12 protein-coding genes are annotated in these 18,608 nt (G+C 43.1%); 3 read left to right on the top strand and 9 right to left on the bottom strand.

From position 1 onward, the window contains the following. Positions 1-273: 273 nt before the first annotated feature. The 5 genes from AC1DQW_RS06030 to AC1DQW_RS06010 form a co-directional block, all read right to left on the bottom strand. Positions 274-1,476 carry an endo-1,4-beta-xylanase gene (locus tag AC1DQW_RS06030; protein WP_477453254.1) on the bottom strand — a complete coding sequence of 401 codons (1,203 nt, stop codon included), beginning with the start codon at positions 1,474-1,476 and terminating at the stop codon, positions 274-276. A 70-nt stretch (positions 1,477-1,546) separates the two neighbouring features. Continuing rightward, positions 1,547-2,401 (bottom strand): sialate O-acetylesterase, encoded by an 855-nt coding sequence (locus AC1DQW_RS06025; RefSeq protein ID WP_477453253.1) that lies wholly within the window; start codon positions 2,399-2,401, stop codon positions 1,547-1,549. Positions 2,402-2,415: 14 nt separating this feature from the next. Further along, positions 2,416-4,389, bottom strand: coding sequence for an alpha/beta hydrolase-fold protein (locus AC1DQW_RS06020; RefSeq protein WP_477453252.1), 1,974 nt, complete (start codon positions 4,387-4,389; stop codon positions 2,416-2,418). 29 nt (positions 4,390-4,418) lie between these two features. Beyond that, positions 4,419-5,693 (bottom strand): family 8 glycosyl hydrolase, encoded by a 1,275-nt coding sequence (locus AC1DQW_RS06015; protein ID WP_477453251.1) that lies wholly within the window; start codon positions 5,691-5,693, stop codon positions 4,419-4,421. Positions 5,694-5,762: 69 nt separating this feature from the next. Continuing rightward, the gene (locus AC1DQW_RS06010; RefSeq protein ID WP_477453250.1) at positions 5,763-7,724 is read right to left on the bottom strand and encodes a family 43 glycosylhydrolase; all 1,962 of its coding nucleotides are present in this window, start codon (positions 7,722-7,724) and stop codon (positions 5,763-5,765) included. Between the two features lie 653 nt (positions 7,725-8,377). Between AC1DQW_RS06010 and AC1DQW_RS06005 the strand changes: the two genes are divergently transcribed. Next, complete coding sequence (locus tag AC1DQW_RS06005) at positions 8,378-12,550, top strand: hybrid sensor histidine kinase/response regulator transcription factor (RefSeq protein WP_477453249.1); 4,173 nt, start codon at positions 8,378-8,380, stop codon at positions 12,548-12,550. 184 nt (positions 12,551-12,734) lie between these two features. Here AC1DQW_RS06005 and AC1DQW_RS06000 read toward each other — a convergent pair whose 3' ends face one another. The 4 genes from AC1DQW_RS06000 to AC1DQW_RS05985 all read right to left on the bottom strand — a co-directional run bounded on the left by AC1DQW_RS06000 (position 12,735) and on the right by AC1DQW_RS05985 (position 16,161). After that, positions 12,735-12,995, bottom strand: a complete 261-nt coding sequence (locus AC1DQW_RS06000) for a carbohydrate-binding protein (RefSeq protein WP_477453248.1) — start codon at positions 12,993-12,995, stop codon at positions 12,735-12,737. A gap of 184 nt (positions 12,996-13,179) precedes the next feature. Further along, positions 13,180-13,791, bottom strand: a complete 612-nt coding sequence (locus tag AC1DQW_RS05995; protein ID WP_477453247.1) for a family 43 glycosylhydrolase — start codon at positions 13,789-13,791, stop codon at positions 13,180-13,182. A 159-nt stretch (positions 13,792-13,950) separates the two neighbouring features. After that, positions 13,951-15,474, bottom strand: a complete 1,524-nt coding sequence (locus AC1DQW_RS05990; RefSeq protein WP_477453246.1) for a Gfo/Idh/MocA family protein — start codon at positions 15,472-15,474, stop codon at positions 13,951-13,953. 3 nt (positions 15,475-15,477) lie between these two features. Next, positions 15,478-16,161 carry a 3-keto-disaccharide hydrolase gene (locus tag AC1DQW_RS05985; RefSeq protein WP_477453245.1) on the bottom strand — a complete coding sequence of 228 codons (684 nt, stop codon included), beginning with the start codon at positions 16,159-16,161 and terminating at the stop codon, positions 15,478-15,480. A 576-nt stretch (positions 16,162-16,737) separates the two neighbouring features. Here AC1DQW_RS05985 and AC1DQW_RS05980 point away from each other — a divergent pair. Both AC1DQW_RS05980 and AC1DQW_RS05975 read left to right on the top strand, forming a co-directional pair. After that, positions 16,738-17,772: a sensor histidine kinase gene (locus AC1DQW_RS05980; protein WP_477453244.1), complete on the top strand. Its 1,035-nt coding sequence runs from the start codon at positions 16,738-16,740 to the stop codon at positions 17,770-17,772. Beyond that, positions 17,769-18,473 carry a LytR/AlgR family response regulator transcription factor gene (locus AC1DQW_RS05975; RefSeq protein WP_477453243.1) on the top strand — a complete coding sequence of 235 codons (705 nt, stop codon included), beginning with the start codon at positions 17,769-17,771 and terminating at the stop codon, positions 18,471-18,473. Before AC1DQW_RS05980 ends, AC1DQW_RS05975 begins: the two co-directional genes overlap by 4 nt. Positions 18,474-18,608 lie beyond the last annotated feature (135 nt).

The following is an 18,608-nucleotide window of genomic DNA, read 5'->3' as shown; positions in this document are numbered from 1 at the left end:
ATATGGATTGCTGTTCCTAATCTATGAATGGCTACCAGACGTATTTCACCTGTAAAACGAATCGAAATACAAACAAATTACATCCGATAACACAGGTTAAGAAACCATTACCAAAGATAAACAGCTATGATACCTTCAAACACAACGTTTGTTTATATTCATATAACATCTGTATAAACTTCGTGAACTCTTTCGATATTCCCGGGGAACAACAGCGAAATCATGTTCATAAATGCGGCAGGGCGCTTGATCTGTCGTTCATTAATACCGTAGTTAAAAATTAACCACAGACCAGTAGGCCTTTTTGCGTTGCCTGTTTTCGTCAAACAATAAAGGATAGGCTTTGATAACCGCACGGGGCGTATTTAAACCTGCGCCAGCCCCGCCCATTAGCCCTCCACCTCTCCCATCCAACCAGCTGTATTTGTCAGATACATTCCAGAAAGTAACACCTGTAATAAACTTTTTATATTGCCTGAAAATTTCGAACGCCATTTTGTATTGCGCTATTTGCCTCGCTTCCAATTCCGGCGTATAACCCGGATCAATTGTTGGCTGCGTAGTGGTGGCCTGGGCCGTTGGTTTTGGTAAGCGTATAGTAATATCCAATTCGGTAAATTGCACTTTTAAACCCAGCGAAGTTACTTCATCCAAAGCCTTACGCAATTCGCCGGGCGATGGGTCATTCAACTTCCAATGCGCCTGCATGCCCACACCATCAATCGGCACGTGGTCGTCAATCAATTTTTTCAACAATTTATATATCTTTTCTCTCTTTACCGGATGTTCGCTGTTATAATCATTGTAGTATAGCTTGGCCTGCGGATCGGCTTCATGCGCATATTTAAAGGCCGCCGCTATAAAGTCGGGGCCATTGCATATTTTGTACCAGTTGCTTTTACGATATATCTGCGTTGTATCATCGCTGTCATCAACGGCCTCATTAACCACATCCCAGGCACAAATTTTCCCCCTATACCTCCCTGCTACAGCAAAAATATGATCCCTCAAACGCTGTAACAGCAATTCTTTGGTAACCGGACCTCCGTTTGGCCCCTTAAACATCCATGCAGCTTCCTGATTGTGCCAGCATAAGTTGTGCCCGCGTAGTTTAATATGATGGCTCACTGCAAAATCAACAATTTTGTCCGCATTTTTCCAATTATAAATATCTTCTGACGGATGTATCGGCCCCATCTTCATATCGTTTTCGGGCGTTATACTGTTAAATTCCCTGACAATTAATGCAGAATCAGGGCCACGCAAGGATGCCATACTAACGGCTACACCCATTGGAAAATAATTTTTATAATAATCTTTTAAACCCTTATCTGGATGATCGGCAATAGTACCTGCCTGGAATGATGAAGCCACCTGACGTTTTGGTGTACATTGAGCAAACGATAAAATAATAAAGGTAATTGCCGGGAGCAGGATGCCCCGATCAGTTTTTTTATTGACAGTTGAAAAATTCATGGATCATTAATGTTTTTATTGAAAATGTTAACTGTGTATACATCGTCAAGCGTTGTTCATCTTTAACTGGTTAATGTTTAACGGTTTCTTTAAGCTTATAACCCAACAAGGAAAGCATCGCCTCGCCATATCGTTTTCCTAATAACCTGTATCCCTCGGCAGTAAAATGCAAATGATCGGAGGAGCAGGCGCAACCTGCTGAAGAAATAACGTATGAATTAGCAACTGTTTGAGGTAAGGTTGCAATAATTTTGTTCATCAGAGCGCAAGCACCTGCCTGGTCAGCATTTACTAACTCGCCTGCAAGTAAAGGCACTTTTTTAGACTTCAGGTTTAAATCCCTGATCAAATTATCATAAATTCCCTTTACTTTTCTTGTCCATAGCGTATCGTTAGGACTCGATTCTCCCTGGTGTAACAAAATACCTTTAATTATACCTGATTTTTGAGCTAATTTGGCCAGGTCTACCAACCTTGCGTAGGGGTTCCCACCATATTCAGCCACTATACCTTTCATCCAGCCGGGGGCCGTTGCAAGATATGATTGATAACTATCCTTTTCAAAAACCTCGATTTTGGCACCGGCGACAGAGACATTTATAATACCGACCCTTATTTTTTCAGGTAGGTTAGCCACCAAAGTCCGGCCGAAATAATCTGCCGGTGTTAAGCCCGTTGTACACCGCGTCAGTGGCGGTACTGCCGTATACCAATTATCTTTCATCCTGCCTCTGTCTCCACAATCAACAGCATGCAACACCTGAAACCTGCTATCAACAGCTGTAGTATCCTCGGCCTCAACTCTTGCATTACCCTCCATATTTGACTGGCCAAAGCAGATAAATATGTAAAAATTCTTGTCTTGCGAAAAACTTTTCAGACTCAAGAATATGAGGCATGTCACCGCCATTAATCTAAGCTTCATTTTCATGTTCGATCTCAATTTTTGAATATCAAGCTTGCAAACTGGTTTAAGGAACGCCTCCAGGATTGCCATTCATGTGCGGTGCCCGGCGATTCGTAAAACACCTGCTTAATGCCAGCCTTTTCAAGCGCCTCATGAAAGCCCTTTACGGTGGTCTGCATTCTTTCCGGTTCGGTAGTACCAATACTTAAATAAAGCACTTTAACCTTTTGGTTAAAGGCATTTGCATCGGCAAATACGCCATTGTACATTTTAGTAATATCGGTACCTGGCTGCATGAAGCCTGCACCACTAAAACCTCCCACATAGGCAAACTTGTCAAGGTTAGTCATGGTAGTCTGAAAAGTTTGAAACCCGCCCATTGAAAGCCCTGCCATAGCACGGTGATCGCGATCAGCAAGCGTTCTGAATTTTGCGTCAATCATCGGGATAATTTCCTTGACAAGCACATCTGGAAAAACATTGCCCGCCATGCTCATTCCCCGGGGCGTGGTGGTTACCGGCTGTGCTGGATCTGTGGCATACCCTCTGTCCATAACAACTATCATAGGCGTTGCCTGTTTCCCGGCAATCAGGTTATCTAATATAAAATTCATTTTACCTTGTGCAGGCCAGCCGGTTTCGTCTTCGCCCGAACCATGTTGTAAGTAAAGTACCGGATATCTCTTTTCGGTTTGTATATCATAACCGGGGGGCGTGTATACGTTTGCCCGCCTCCATGCCTTTGTTATGTTTGAGTAGTAGTTTACTGAACGCACTTCGCCATGAGGTACGTCCCTTATCGTATAAAAATCGCCCTCCGGATCAGGAATATCAATCCCGCTTGCCATTCTCCCCATACCGTAAAAAGTTTGACTGGCGGGGTCGACAACGGATACGCCATCAATTATCAAAGAATAGTAATGGAATCCTAATACAATTGGGTCGGTAGTTACTGTCCAATACCCCCCGGTGTCCTTAGTCATTGGGTATTTTTTCAATAGGTCAATCTGAACACTCTTCGCCTCCGGTGCCTTTACACGAAAAAAAACTGTATTGTCTGGAAATATTTGCGGGTACTTTACGCCCGGAATATTAGTAGACGCCGGTATACCTACTTCGCTGTAAGAATATTGGGGGAATGTGGAAACATTTACCGGCTTAAAAATCAGTTGTGAAAACATATATAAGCCGTTTTTCCAAACCTTAAAGTTATGAACACCAGGCTCTATATAGTAGATATGCGGAACTTTTTTTTCTTCCAGGTAATCGTGAGTTCGTTTGCTGAATGCGATTAGCCCGTCGCTTGATCCGCATGATATCCAAAGTAATTTTAGCTTACTTTTTACCGCTTCGGGGTTGGGCAGCAACTCTTCAGGCTTTTTGGTATTAGGCGCTGAAGAAAAACCACCAACCCATGAAAATACGTCGAGGTTTCCCAAGCCGAAATTTAATGATTGCCCCCCACCCATTGAAAGGCCGGCCACCGCCCTGTGGTCTTTATCAGTATATACGCGGTATTTACTATCAATAAATGGTATCAGATCGTTCAGCAGATCTTTTTCAAAAACGGCAAATCCTTGTACCTTTTCGGGTGCCATTATATTTCCCGTAGCGCGGTCATCCTTTATAGCCCTGCCATTCGGCAACACTACTATCATGGGTACAATTTTACCTTGTGCATAAAGGTTATCCAATATAACCTGGGGACTACCGCCGTTATACCATTCTTTTTCATCGCCACCAATACCATGCAAAAGATACAACACGGGGTATTTTTTGCTTTTAGAATATCCGGGAGGCGTATAAATAAGCGCACGGCGGGTATTCCCCACGGTTTTTGATTGATAAGTGATGGTGTCAATTTTGCCATGTGGAATATCTGTACGAAACACATCAAAACCGGCTCTTGCCTGGTTGACTATATCTTGTGCGTAAACTGGTATGCTAAACAAAAGAACGGCACATGCCGCAAAAAAAAATCGCTTAAAATATTTTAATCTGTTCATTGTTAATATTTTTATAGGTAAATAAATTGTCAGTTGGTTTGTGGTTGTATTAGCTGGTATTTGCCGCTCAGGTGCATCAGGCTGAATAAATACAACAAGCCGTCATAATATGGATCGAAATATCCATCTGCATAAGGCTCAAGTTTAGCGTTCCAAAGAGGCTTAACGAAATCGAATTTTGTACCATCGGCTATCATTAGCGAGGCCGCGGCAGAGGTGGCCACCAATCCCAATGAATGCCTTAACTTCCTAACTCCCCCTGCGGGTAGAATAAAGGCAGGCGTAGACCCATCTGTATTAAACTGATCCTGGAAATCATTTATTCCCTTTGATCGTAAAAAGTTTTGAAAGCGCTTCGCATAATTTTGCTGCCAGTTTTTGTCCTTCCCAAACCACACATAATCCATTGCAATATTCATTGGTACCCGCCAGGAGTCGAAACGAAAAGCCGACGGCATTCGCTTTCCGCCGAGTGATTTACCATTGAAATCTGTGTTATCATGGTTAAGTGCCGTAACGGGATCGCAGGCCCTGTGTAAAAACACCCTTGCGGTATCTGCACAGTCCCGGTAAAATTGTTCATGGCCGTCTTTTGCATAAAGCGCCCATACTTCGTAAAACGAAGGCAAATGATAGGAAGGATCTGTCCATCCATATCCGGCACCTTCGGGCACAAAGGAAATTTGTTTCGCCGTAATATTTATTAAAGGATGAACATTTCCGGTGCCATCTTTTTTCCACATGGCATCCAGTATTCTCCTGGCCTCTCCATAATAATCAATACCTGTACTATTTCCCCAACGGTTGGAGGCAAAAAGCAGATCGGTGATATAGTATAATTCCCCGTCGGATGCGGAACCTTCCGAATTGTGCTTCATCGTTTGGGGATTAATGCTCCAGGCAAAATATCCTTCGCTTGGTCCGTCCTGATGTTGAAGATATTTTTTTGACCACCGCCATATACGGTCAAAAACATCTTTTTTATTAAGCTGCACAGCGATCATCATACCATATGAAAGACCCTCGGTTCTGGCATCGTGGTTTTTCACATCAGACACATATGCCATTGAATCGCCCACCTCAAAATAAACTTTGTTGGGGCCTTCAAACACATCATGATAAGCCTTAGCTACTTTAATGTTGATATCTCCCTTGTTATATCCCGCTTCATGAAAAAGATCAGGATAAATGCCGGACGCAAAAGCCCCTTTACCCGGCACTTTTTTTAAAGTTTTCTGACTTTGACCATTTGCCAAAGCAGGCAGTAAAGCAACAATTACATACAATAACACTATTTTTTTCATACTCACATTGTGGTTTAATAAAGATTATGTCTAACTATTTTTCTTATGGGTTAATAACTAAAAGCAACCTTACTTACCAGGAAACCTGATGCTTTTAATAAAGATAGCTTGTGGAACGCCAGCAGGATACCGCACAAAAACGTCATGTTGCCCGGTAACATTTTTAAGTTGTTTGCTGAATGTTTTATAATTACCGCTGCCTGTAGCGTTTAGCGGTATTGTAGCTATCAATTTACCGGTCCGAAGATCATCAAGCCATATTTGAAGCGTGCCTTTACGTTTTGAGGAAGCAACTACCTGGACCGAAGACGGCGACTGACTTCCAATTTCCACACCGGATATCATAAACCATCCGCCATACACCGATGTATTGGTTACCGTTTTCCACTTCCCTTTATTAACAGTGGCTATTCCATAGTAATTACGATAGCCTACTGCAGGCAATAAGGAGGTCCCGTCCTTGCAAATAAAACGATCAAAGTCTGCAGGCCTGCCCTCTGCAAATAAACCTACGCTTGTCCCTACCCATGAATTAAAATTTGGTTGGGCTTCATCAAGTTTAACTGCGTTAATTGGCCTGCCTAAAGAAATCCAGGTTTTTCCGTCGCCGCTATAATATCCGGTTAGCTCGTGGCGGTTTCTTTCCAGTTTCAGCCAAACGATGTTTCCGAAGATGTTTGGCGCGCTCCGAGTCGCGGTATCCATTGTGAAAACAATTTTCCTTCCATTGTTGTAACCGCTGTAAAGCCTCACCACCACCGCCTGGTTTCCGTTAGTAAGATAAATACCAGCCTTAACGCTGTCATTGGTTGCACGCAGGTCAACCTTTGTAACAGCAGAATAATAGTGGTCCGTTTCCTTTTGAACAAGGTGGGTTCGGGCGGAATCGGGCGTAAGCCTTATCCATCCCCTCCGCGCGGTAAGCGAATAAGAAGCTGACGCTTTTTTGGTGAGGAAATGCCAATTCAGGCTTAATTCACCGCTATCAAAATAATCTGTTTTCACACTTGTCCATGAAATACCCGACTGTGGCAGGTTCGGTTTCAAGATAGGTGAGGCGGTTGGCGCCATGCCCCAGGGCCTGTCGCCCTCCCATGTTACGGGATAAAGAGCGGTTTGGCGTCCGGCACCTGACCAATCGTCGCCCTCGTACTTTTCGTAGCCTTGTCCGATTGTCCACCAGCTACCATCGGCCAATTGAACGGGGGCTGAAATGTGGTTAGGACGACGAAAACCTGTCTTAACATCGGTAACCGGTTTAAAAAAATCACCCAGCCTTTCCCATTTTGTCGAATCGCCTGTCAATGATCTTCCTCTTAAAACATATTGTCCGCCTGTAACATCACCAGCCGGAAAGTAATAATAATAGCCATTGCGTTTACACATTACGGGGCCTTCTGCCCAACTATACTGTAGCTTTGCGTTTACCCAGTCGAGATTAATCACACTATCTGTCAATTGCCCATCCTTACCCAAGGCTTGCAAACGATTAACTTTTTGACCGTTTTTTATTACCATGTAAGGTTTTCCGTCATCATCCACAAAAACCGAGTTGTCATAACCAAGATTACCTGTTTCAGGATTAGACTTTACTTGTACGGGACTTGACCACGGCCCTTTAGGGGAGCTTGCCTTACAAAACCACTGCCCTCCGGCCGAAAAATATATCCAGTAGGAGCCGTAAAAATAGGTTATGGCACCCTGCCAGACACCAGCTGAAGGCCGGTCATTAACCCAGGCCGCTTTTGATGACGGCAGCACCCTGCTAATTACCTCCCAATGAACAAGATCTTTTGAGTGATAAATGGGCAGGTAGGGGTTAAAATGAAAGGAAGACCCGCAGTGATAAAAATCACCTCCCACTTTAAGTAAGGTGGGGTCCGGGTGGTCGCCAGGTAAAATTGGATTCACATAGGTGTTAACTGTTTGATAAAACACAGCGGAATCTTGCATTTTTCCCTGACCATTTGCGAATAAAACGATGAGCGAGAAAACCGTTATAAGGCCAATAAGCCGGATGAATTGGTTCATGATATTTAGTTAATTCAGATTGTACCCAGGCGTTTTAAATTGAAGCGTTGGTTCAAAAATTGGTGGTTCACCTGGCGAATAAGTATTAATCATCCATAGCTTCAGAATTTAGTCCGCTGAATAAAAAATGGAACAATGGTGAAACCAACAATTGTTAAATCAACTTCGACCAAAAGTATTTTGAAAACAGAACTTGACGTGCCACAAATGTTGAATAAATCAACACTTTAGTTGAAATAAGTGGTCTTTTGTGACATCGACGCCTTAATCAGGCGCACAATATCAAAAATCCTAAATCATTTAATAGCTTAACATCCCATTTCGGCGCCGAAAGAAATCGTTATGTTGAAGGCATATCAATAATAAACTGCTGCCCTCAATTTGCAATAAATTAAGAGGGTGTTATCGGATATGTTAAGCCATCATATTCAAATATGCATGTAAACATTTCGCCAGATATCTAGTTTAGGTCACTATTTTTTTATTTATGCAATCGATTGTTTTTTGTAGATTTATAGTTTACATTTACGTTATGTGATTTTCAGTAAACGTTTGAAGTCGCACCTTTATAAACCTCTTGTTTTCGAAATTAAATTTATCAGTACAATCATCTGCCGATAAAAACGGATGGCTGTGCATTTTTTAAAAAAGCTATGGCATTTGGCATATTAAACCCCTCTCTTTCACGTAAGCAAACTACGGTTAACCGGTTGTTTTTAATTATATTAACGGTATCACTCGGCATCACTATTCAATGCCGCGGGCAGGCTATACGATTTACTGTAATGACATCTCACGACGGTTTGCTCTCGAATACTGTTAATGCGATCATAAAGGACCATTATGGATTTTTATGGTTTGCAACCGCCGATGGATTGGACAGATTTGACGGTATGGAACATAAGCCATATCGCTTTGATCCGGCAGATAAATCAGGTTATCGCTCCAAAGAAGTAACAAGCATGTATGAGGATGAAGCAGGGCAGTTTTGGGTAGGTACAATGGGGGGCGGTTTATATTACCTCGACCGTTCTCACGATCAGTTCCGAACCTTCCCGGAGCGTCCTGCAGGTGGTCATCTTGCAAAAAGCTATATAAAATCTATTTACGGTGATGCTCATGGCCGTCTTTGGATAGGTACGATAGGAGGCTTGTGCGTACTTGACCCCAAAACAAAAAAAGAAATATTTTATAAGGCCGACGAACACAAACCGGGGCAACTCCGTTCGGGTGTCATATTATCCATCTTCAGGGATAGCAAGGGACGAATGTGGATTGGTACAGATAACGGCCTTTATCTTTATCATGAAGGATCAAACAGCTTCATTGCCTTTCGGCATGAAAACAACACCCCCTCAAGTATCCCAAGCGAGGGAATAAATACCATAGCCGAATACCGGCACAGGTTATGGATAGGAACTAATGATGGACTAAGCTGTTTATCGCCGGATTTAAAAACTTTTAAAAATTTTAAATACAAGCCTAATGACGATAGTACGCTCAGCGGCAACCTTATTTATAGCACAGCCGCGAACGGTAATAAAATTTGGGTAGGCACCGAAGGTGGTTTGAATATTTTAGATCCGGCATCCGGAAAGGTAAAACGCTACAATCATGACGACCGGGATAAATTCAGCGTAAGCAGCAAATCTATCCGCTGCATTTATAATGATCCTGATGGGATTTATTGGCTTGGCACTTACCAGGGAGGCGTGGATAAGTATGACAGGAACCTCACCTTATTTAATTCGAAGCAAAATAATGCCTATGACCCTGCCGGACTAAGCGCACCCTTCGTTTCATCGTTCGCCGAGAACAAGGACGGAGATCTGTTTGTTGGTACGGATGGAGGCGGGCTGAATCTTTTTCACATCAAGAGCGGTTTGTTCAATCATATTGCTATAAAATCTAAAACAAGAAATAATTCTGCCGGTCTTCCGATATTAAGTATGATGCTTGACCGCAACCAACAACTTTGGATCGGCACTTTTCAGGACGGCCTGTTCATTTACGATACAAAAACCGGCGGGTACCAACAGTTAAATGCAGGAAACGGCGATGCGCATATAAACCACAACGAAATTTTTTGTTTGAAGGAAAGCAGCAAGGGCAAAATATGGATAGGGACCAACGGCGGCGGGGTTAATGTGTTTGACCCTGATAAAAAAACCTTTTTTAAATACGTATCAACTCCTGCTTCTGCCGGGGAAGGGCAGTTACCTGTTAATGGTTTTATCAGGGCTATTGAAGAGGATAAAGCGGGAAATATTTGGATTGGCACCTATGGCAGTGGAATAGCAGTTTTAAATCCTACAACTCAAAAGTTCAGAGTGTATAATAATAAAAATACCGGAATGGCGATCGATCGCTCGTTTTCGCTGTTGCAGGACCATGATGGCAATATGTGGATTGGCACTGCCGGAGATGGACTATTTTGCTTTAATCTGAACCATAAAAAATTGGTTAATTATTCCGCACCAAACGAACTACCAGATGGAGTAGTGCACAAACTGCTGGAAGACTCTAGCGGTAACATATGGTTAAGTACTGATAAAGGAATATGCATGCTTAATGCGGCGTCTAAAAAATTCACTCATTATTCTGCCTACAATGGCCTGCAAAACGATGCGTTCATCGACGGATCGGGCCTCCGGTCAACTACAGGCCTGCTTTTCTTTGGCGGTGCCAAAGGCTTTAATTATATTGACCCAAAGCAGGAGGTAAAAAGTAACAACAATGCCCCCCCGGTATTTTTAACCGACCTTAAAGTAAATAATAACATTGTATTATCTGGCAGCCACTCGCCACTTAAACAAGATATTTCGGTAGCGAAGCAGATTGACCTGGACTACAAAGAAAACTTTTCGATCAGTTATTCTGCAATTAATTTTACGCTTCCACAGCAGAACAAATATGCCTACATTCTTAAATCATTCAATAAAAGCTGGAATTATGTCGGTTCGGCCACCACGGCGTATTATACCAATTTAGATCCCGGAGACTACCTGTTTGTAGTGCGGGCTTGCAACAACGATGGAATATGGAACAACGCAGGTGCACAAATCCGTATCGTGATCCACCCCCCAATATGGATGACATGGTACGCCTATTTGCTATATACGTTGACGGCTGTGGGCGCACTTCTGTTCATCCGTCACCGGGGTATAAAAAAATTAAAAAGTAAACTTGCGCTTGAACAGGAAAGAAAGGAAGCAGAACGGCTGCATGAACTTGATATGCTTAAGATTAAATTTCTTACCAACCTGAGCCACGAGTTCCGTACGCCAATTTCACTTATCATGGCGCCTGCAGATAAGCTATTAGCAGAACATAAGGACGAGCAAACCACAGGACAACTGGCAGTGATACGACGAAATGCGCGACGGCTGTTGAATTTGGTAAACCAACTTTTAGATTTCCGCAAATTAGAAGAACAAGAATTAAAGCTTAGCCTGACCGAAGGTGAAATAATTTCATTCATAGGCGATGTTGTAGATTCTTTTCATGATTTGTCGGAATCGAAAAGCATAACCTTTAATTATAAGGCGCCTCAGGAAAAATTGTTCGTACGCTTTGATCACGACAAAGTGGAGCGTATTTTATTTAACCTGCTCTCCAACGCTTTTAAATTTACATTACCCGGAGGGATGGTTTCTGTTAATATTACCAGGCATCCCACATCCAACATAGATAAAACGGTGTTGGAATTTAAAATAACTGACACAGGTATTGGTATTGACCCGGAGAGAAAAGATTTTATATTTAAACGATTTTATCAGGCTGGGGATCCTAATATAGGAAACGTAAATCCGGGAAGCGGAATTGGTCTTTCAATCACTAAAGAGTTTGTTGAAATGCACGGTGGCAGCATTACTGTTGAAAGTGAATTAGGAAAAGGTTCAGATTTCAGCGTGTTAATTCCTCTTGAAGTTTTTGCTGATAGGTCAATGGAAATTCAGCTGCCGGTTAAAACAGATGTTAAAGAAAAAGATTTCCGTATAAAAAGAAATATTGCCCAGGCAATTACAGACATGCCGGTACTGCTTATTGTGGAAGACAACGATGAGTTCCGCTATTATATCAAAGACAGCTTATTGGCCCAATATAAAATTGTTGAGGCTTCAAATGGTGTAGCGGGTTGGGATAAGGCGTTATCATGCCATCCTGATTTGATCATTAGTGATATAACTATGCCATTTATGAATGGCATTACGCTGAGCAGGAAAATAAAAGCCGATAAACGTACCAGCCACATCCCATTGATAATGCTTACCGCCTGCGCACGCGAAGATGAACAGCTGAGAGGACTCGAATCCGGGGCAAACGATTATTTGACCAAACCCTTTAATTTTGAAATTTTAAATGTCAAAATCAAAAATCTTTTACAACTCAATACCATGCTTAAAAACACCTATAAAAAGCAATTAACAGTTATTCACGCGGACATGGAGGTGGCGTCGAGCGGAGAGAAATTTTTAAAAAAGGTGGTCAATTACATAGACAACAACTTAAATAATCCAAAATTTTCTGTTGTAGATCTCAGCGAACATTTGGCAATGAGCCGGGGAGCGCTTTACACAAAAATATTTGAGCTTACCGGTCTTCCGCCCGTTGAATTTATCCGCTCTTATAAACTCGACCGGGCCGCAATATTACTTCTGAAGAGTGATCTAACCGTTACACAAATAGCCTATGAAGCAGGTTTTGCTACACCTCATTATTTTTCACGGTCGTTTAGAGAGAAGTTTAATATGCTTCCATCCGATTATAGAAAGGTGGAGAATAGCAGCGTGATGGATAGAAAAGAGGCTCTTATCTCATTATAATAACGCTTCCCTATGCCAGGCAGATCCCTGCGTGGCTTTTGCATTTGACCAACAAAGCATAAAGGAAAGCGAGGAAGAATTGTAATAATTTTCGTGTCACTTGATTTTAGCGGCGTGTATACAGGTGTATGTCAACGGGTTTTACATCCGGGTAGTTTTATCAGACACTTACGGTATATAAGGCTTATTCGAAGCTTATCCAGTCAACTTCTACACGGCCGCTGCCTTTTAATTGTACTATAAGGTTGCTGACACCGCGAGGCATAGATAAAACTGCTTTTTTAACAACACTCCAGTTATTCCCTTTTGGTATAACAAGTTTTGCTATAACCTTGCCCGGTTTATCTTCAGTACTTATAGATAAAGTTCCTCCGGTTGCTGAACAGGCGTTTATGTTAGTGTACTCTGTTATTTTTTTGCCAAAAACCACACTATTATATTTCACCCACGAATTGGTTTTATTGAAAATAATTTTCCAACCCTTGAATTTGTTTATCGTGTCGAGGAACCCCACCTCTACTCCATCCGCGCTTTTAGCACTAAACCTGTCTATCTGTATTTTTTTTGATGAGGTGGTTACACCAACGCCACGTAATGTCGGAATAACCTTGCGGATAGTGCCATCTACATTAAAAACAAACTACCGCCCGGTTTTTATCAAAGTTTGGCGATAAGTTGTCATTATGATAAAATAAGTACCATTGATTTTTAAATTTGACAATGGATTGATGGTTTGTCCAGCAGCCAGAAGCTGATTCGTCCATGAGCACGCCGGCGTATTTAAAAGGCCCTAAAGGGCTATCTGACATGGCATATTCCAGCCGCTCTATTTTATCAGCCACATGCGGATAGGTCATATAGTAAATACCCTTTCGTTCAAATATGTAAGGCCCTTCTTTTAAGCCCTTATCTAGAAAGCCTTCAAGTTTTACCGGCTCTGATGCCAGTTCAAGCATATTTGCTTTAAGCTTAGCACCGTAAAGGTTTCCCTGCGCCCAGTAAATATACGCTTGTCCGTCCTTATCGATCTGTACATTCGGATCTATACCATGAATCCCGGCTATGGGCAACAGCTGTGGAACGAATGGGCCGTAAGGTTCGTCGGCTATAGCAACACCAATTGAAAACCCTTTGGGGCTACCGGATTTTGCAGTGGCAGGAAAATAAAAATAATATTTTCCTGCCCGCTCAATACAATCAGAAGTCCACATGCTATATGCTGTCGAGTCGGTCCAGGGCACTTTATTTTGACTTACTATTACGAATGGAAAGTCTGTCCAGAACTATAGTCTACTATCATTGGGACGGTAAAGTCACTAAAAAGATTTATAAAAAAACCATTAAGATCAAATAAATTATAAAAATTGAGATAGTAGAAGATTTATACCTGTTGGTCCCCCCTATAGCTTCAACTTCCCCCACCCCTGCCGGTACGCCCGGCGGATATACTGGTTAGCGGGTTCAAAGTTGGTAACCTTCATATTTTCGCCATCCCAGGTTAAGCCGGTGTAGCGGCCTGTAAATTTGTAACCTTCCATGTTGCCGTAAACGGGGTCATTGCGTTTTATTTTTTCGCGCAGGTTAAAGGTGCGCAGCAGCAGGTTGCCCATCAGTACAGTCTCGGTAAGCGGCCCGGCGTAGCCCACAAATGGCGAGTCGACCTCAATTTTGCCATAACCGGCTATACTGGCATCAATCCATTGCCACCAGTGGCCGTCCATACCACCGGGTACACGCGCGTATTTCTCGGGAACGTGCACATCCTTATTCAAAGCAAGCGGCAATAACCGGGGGTGGCTCCCTCCCCATCCGCAGGAAACCTTACCTTTGGTGCCTATAAACAGCGTACAACCCTCAAAATCATTTTCGCCGGGCACATCGCCAAGGGCTTCGTTCATATTTAAGGCAGGGTCAAGCTCGGCAAGGCGTTCGGGTGTAATGCCGCCGTCCATCCAGTACAAGTCCAGATTCTTATCATTCTGCTGTTTAAATTTAAATTTGATGGAGCTTGATACAGGGCCGCTTTCGGGGTAAATACCTTCCTTAAAGATGCCCTGGTAAACCGTACTGGCACTGCCCGATACTTCGGTTGGGTAACCTAAACCCAGCAGCTTAAACGGCGGCCCCATAATGTGGCAGCCCATATCGCCCAGCGCGCCGGTGCCAAACTCCCACCAGCCCCGCCAGTTAAAGGGCACCAGGTTATCAACATAATTGGTTTGTTTGGCGGTACCCAGCCACAGGTCCCACTTCAGCTCTTTAGGTACGGGCGGACTTGCTTTTGGCCAGGCTATGCCCTGCGGCCACACGGGGCGGTCCGTCCAGCAGTATACTTTTTCAATCTCACCAATCAGGCCAGCTTCAAACCATTCGCGCATGGTACGCATGCCATCGCATGATGCACCCTGGTCGCCCATTTGGGTAACCACCTGGTATTTTTCTGATGCCTGGGTTAATATCCGGGCTTCGTAAATATCGTGTGTTAAGGGCTTTTGCAGGTACAGGTGTTTTTTAAGTTGCATGGCGCTTAAGCCTACCGGCGCGTGGTTATGATCGGGTATGGCTATGGTAACGGCATCAAAGTTTTTGTGCTGTTTATCAAACAGTTCGCGCCAGTCGTGGTAAAAAGACGCCTTGGGGAATTCCTTGCGGCGCGGGGCTGCCTGCCGGTCGTCAACATCGCACAAAAAGGCAATAACGGCATTCTTTTTAGGGGTGCCTGCCAGGTGGCGAATATCATTTTCACCTTCACCGCCGCAGCCTATGGCTGCAATGTACAGCTTATCGCTTGGTGCGGTGTAGCCTTTGCCGCCCAGCACAAAACGGGGTACAATATAAAATCCGGCAGTGGCTATGGCCGCTTTTTTTATAAAATCGGCCCGGCTTATGCCGTTGGTACCGGTTGTTTCCTCAGCTTTTCCCATAAGTTATTTACGTAGCGGTTTAACAGATACTTCCTTAAAAAAAACTACATCATCATCGCCATGGTTTTGTATGCCGATATAACCTTCATTAGGACGGATGCCGCGATAGGGCTCAAAATCAAATTTGCGTGCCGGCGTTGGGTCGCCCTCTTTATAATCGGTCACTTTTTGGCCGTTCACGTATACAACAGTGCGCGGGCCGTCCAATGTTATTTCCATGGTGTTCCATTGCGGCCCCGGTTTACCCGGCTTGGCCAATGGTTTGGTTAACGAGTACAAAGCGCCGGTAATGTGGTAATCATCCTCCTTTGATGTTTCGGGGTGATTATCTATTTGTACCTCGTAGCCATAAAATACCGGCATCCACTCCTCCCTTGGTTCCAACGGAATGCGGATAAAAACCCCGGCATTACTGTTAAACTTTTGCATTTTGTAAACCACCCGAATGGTGCAATTACTGAACTTTTGTTTGGTATAGTATAACAAGCCCATCCCTCCATGACTGCCGGTTACGCCATCTTTTACATATCGGCTGCCCTTGCCTACCTGTTTCCAGCCGTTAAGGTCTTTACCGTTAAAAAGTTGTCGCCAGCCATCCTTGCTCTGCGCATAGGTATTGTTTGTGGTAAATAAAAAAAATACGGATAAAGACGCCACCAGGCATTGTTGCAGGTGCTTTTTGATCATGGCAGATGGGAATAGATGGTTTATAATTGGTAATACTAATTTAGAAATATTTATTTGATAAAAAACAGGTTTATCAGCTAACGGGCAATACAGGGGATAATAGAAACGGGGGATTAAGAAATATGTTTGCAAACCGATTTCTCTCCGGCCCAGCCGGTACAAATAAAAAAGGCCGAAAAACTCTCGCAGTTTGTCGGCCTCTACATCTACCTATGAAAAACAATCCTTTTGAGAAGGATATTAAGTTAAATTCAAATGCAGTGCCAATTATTAAATACTGGTTAAAACGCGCAAAACAGCACTTAATATTAATTTAATTATTGGTTTGTGGAAATAATTCCACTTTAATCGTGTAATAATGACTCAGGTTGCAATTGGCAGACCGTTTGACGGTAAACAACCTGATAATAAGCGATTTTGCAGGATTGACTTTATATTAGCGATAAGCGTGCACTCACAAACCGCAAAATGCCTGCTTCAATTTAATAGCCCCTAAAAAACGTCCTTCGTCGGCACAATTAACCTCCTCGTCTATTCTATTTAACACAGGGCTTAAATGCGGTTACCTTAGCTTATATGTTCAACCGCATAAAACCGGCACTTGTTATCGAGGTGTGTATTCACCTATTATTTTGGGCACTTATTATCGGTACACCTATCATTTCCCGGCCAGATATGCGGGGGATGCCGCAGCATTTGTTCTCGCCGGCACGTATCATCACCTTTAACCTGGTGCTGGCAGCCGAGTTTTACCTCAATGCTTTTTTATTGATCCCCAGGTTGTTAAAAAAGAACGCCTGGCTGTACTTTTTATCATTATTAGCATCATTTGTGGTATTTAATGTATTGCTTTTATACATGCGACCACATTTCCCCATGCAGGAGTTCAGGGGAATGGCCGGTCATATATCGCCGCCAAGGCCTAATTTTATCCTGTTCCCATTATTATCCGTTACCGCCGGCAGCTTTGCCTACCATTACCTGGCCGATCAGTTTAAGGCAATGGACAAAAAGAAGGATATCACCAATGCCTCGCTCTTGTCCGAACTTGCTTTTTTGCGGTCGCAGATCAGTCCGCACTTTATATTTAATGTAATTAACAGCGCGGTGGCGCTTTCGCGTTTAAATCCTTCGGCAGTTGAGCCTACGCTGATACAATTATCAAAATTATTACGTTACATGCTGTATGTTACTGATGCCGAAATGGTAACGGTACAAAAAAAAGAGGATTACCTGCGCAGTTATATCGAACTGCAGCAGTTGCGCTTTGGCGACCAGGTTAAAATATATTTCCATTCGGAGATAAAAGCGCCCGATAAAACCATTGAGCCTATGCTGCTGATCCCTTTTGTGGAGAACGCTTTTAAACACGGAACCGGCGACATAGCCAACCCCGATATAGCGGTAACTCTTATAGCCGATGAACAAACCCTGCGGTTTAGCGTGCAAAACGTTTACAATGTTACAGAAGAGCAAAAAGATAATGACAGCGGCATTGGCTTAACCAACGTTAAAAGGCGGCTTGAGCTGCTTTACCCCGATAAACATAATTTATATATCAATAAAAACGAGCAAACCTATATTGTTATGCTGCAACTTGAACTTAAATGATACGATGCCTTATTATTGATGATGAGCCCCTGGCGCTCGATTTGCTGGAGGACAATTTAAAACATGTGCATAGCATACAGGTGGCTGGTCGCTGCCGTAATGCAGGCGAGGCTATACTTGCCATGCAAAAGGAACATATCGACCTGATTTTCTGCGATATATACATGCCAGGCATCAATGGTTTACAGCTCATCAAGAGTCTTACCAACCGCCCTATGGTGATATTTGTAACCGCCTATGAAAAATTTGCCCTTGAGGGCTTCGAGCTGGATGTAATTGATTACCTGGTGAAACCCGTACCGCTGGACAGATTTTTAAAAGCCTGCCACAAAGCGATTGATCTGTTTGAGCTTCGCCGAAGCTATCTGCCCCAGCCCGTAATTAAAAACTATTTCTTTTTGCATGCCGACTATAACCTCATTAAAATAAGCTTCGACCATGTGGAGTATATTGAGGGATTGAAAGATTATGTGAAGGTCCATTTTACCAACCAGCAAAAGCCGGTATTATCGCGCATCAGCCTCAAAGCGGTTGAACTGCAGTTACCTGCCGATCAGTTTTTCCGCGTACACAAATCATTCCTGGTAAACCTGCAGCATGTATCCCAGCTGCGCAGGGCCCGTATCAAGCTCATTAATACCGAAGTACCCTTAAGCGACAGCTACCGTGATGTAATTAACCGGATGATTGGGAAGGTTTAATTGATGGTGAGTTGTGAGTGGTGAATGGTTTGTCTATTTAAGAAAATAAATTATTCATCACTCGCCACTCACTATCCACAACTCACCACACTACACAATCCCCCTCTTTATCTACACAAGCCCTGCCAATGTCGC

Source organism: Mucilaginibacter sp. P5_A4, from assembly GCF_056400605.1.
The sequence above is the reverse complement of the archived record's forward strand: the minus strand, read 5'-3'. Positions and strand labels throughout refer to the sequence as shown.